This window comes from Vibrio sp. 10N.286.49.E11, assembly GCF_041469505.1.
GTDB classification, from domain to species: domain Bacteria; phylum Pseudomonadota; class Gammaproteobacteria; order Enterobacterales; family Vibrionaceae; genus Vibrio; species Vibrio crassostreae_C.
Map to the genome: position 1 here is coordinate 1 of NZ_JBFRKQ010000046.1, position 1,784 is coordinate 1,784.

Sequence of the window (1,784 nt, forward strand, 5' to 3'; positions counted from 1 at the left end):
CAATGAGTACAGGCCCAACTCCTCGAACCATTTTATTGGCATGGCGTGATTTAACTGCGGCGTTAAGGCCAAGTGCCACCACCCTTTATCTGACATCGCTACCTTCCACGCATTGCGCTCCGTTACACCTTGTTGTTGTAACCATGTCGCTATGCCGTATCTGCGTTTGCGTTGTTTTAAGCGGTAACATCGTAGCCGTCGCCGTATCCATTCGTCTAAGCGCTGCAAGCTGCTTTTCCGTATGGCGAGTTTGAAGTAGTGTTGCCAACCTCTTAGGTATTGAGTTAATTCCGCTATGACTGCTTGCAACTCTCGCCCTCGGTTTCGCTTCGTTATCTGCCGCACTCGCTTCTTCATTTGAGTTTGTGCTGCCTTCGATAGATGGATTGTTCCATCTATCCCGAAGCGGTGGCTTAAGTAAGTCCGCTCTGTCACTCTTGTCGCACCACTTTTCTCTCGATTTACCGTGAGCTTCAGCTTTTGCTCCAAGAACTCCGTTATCGACTCTTTAACTCGATAAGCGGCTTCTTCACTATGAACGTAGATTTGGCAGTCGTCTGCATATCGACAGAACTTATGCCCTCTGCGCTCTAACTCTTTATCCAGTTCATCTAATACGATATTGGATAGCAACGGGGATAATGGTCCACCCTGTGGTGTCCCTCTTTGTCTCTGTTCAACCATCCCGTTTCGCATTATGCCTGCCTGTAGATATGACCTGATGAGCTTCAACACTCGTTTATCACTGATGTCCTGTGACAGTCTGTACATCAGTCTATCGTGATTCACTGTGTCGAAGTATTTCGCTAGGTCGATATCTACAACATAACCTCGACCTTCTCGGATGTAATGACTGGCTGCCGTTAATGCATGGTGCGCACTGCGGTTTGGTCTAAATCCGTAACTGCTATTGGAGAACTTGGGGTCATAGATATCTGACAGTACTGAGGTCATTGCCTGTTGGACAACTCTATCAAGCACGGTTGGGATACCTAGTTGCCTTACGCCACCACTAGGTTTAGGGATTTCTACACCAAGTACCGGTTGAGGTTGGTAGCTTCCTTCCAGAAGACTCTGGCGAAGCGCTTGCCCATTTGAAGCCTGTCGAAGTGTTGAGATAGTCGCATCTATGTCGAGTTTGTCGACACCTGCACATCCTTTGTTCTTCTTCACTCTTCGTAGAGCTTGATTCAAGTTGGTTGAAGAGCAGATTTGCTCCATCAACGACGTTGAGATCACCAAGACTCGTCCTCCTGTTTACGCCAATCATGCTTGTCATTCTTCATCACCATGAGCTTTACTTGCTGTATCGCCCATTGGGACGTAGAGATGGTTTTCATCTTGCTATGACCCCACATGATTGAGTGTCTAGTGACTGCTTCTTGATATATTCAGTTCGGGCCTTCCCTTAAGTTGTACTTCCTTAAGGTACTATGCCTTCTGCTGACTTCTTATTGCTCGTCATACCGCATCGCTGCTGTATTAGTCTCTATCGAGACAAGTAATAAGATCTCCCGAGGTAAGACGTTGCTCTTTCCCTTGGCCGTGCCTGATTTATCACTACACACTTCCCGTCGAGGCATCGGGCTATTCTATCTATTGCTAGGTTGCCCAAGTTGTAATGACCTACTATCAGATTTCTGTTCGTCACAACCAAGTTTTGCCATTTGCTTCCTTCAGATTTCACCTCACGGTGAACACCCTTGCATAGGCTAACGGTTCTCGCTCGACTGAGCCCGTAGAGGACTTTCACCTCCTAGATCAACGCCATGCTCGGCGCACAA

At 47.4% G+C, this 1,784-nt stretch carries 1 protein-coding gene; it reads right to left on the reverse strand.

Going from position 1 to position 1,784, the window contains the following annotated elements; all coding sequences use genetic code 11:
* Positions 1-1,221: group II intron reverse transcriptase/maturase (ltrA, locus tag AB4167_RS10915; protein WP_170964223.1), on the reverse strand; the 1,221-nt coding region annotated here is incomplete at its 3' end.
* Between the last annotated feature and the right edge of the window lie 563 nt (positions 1,222-1,784).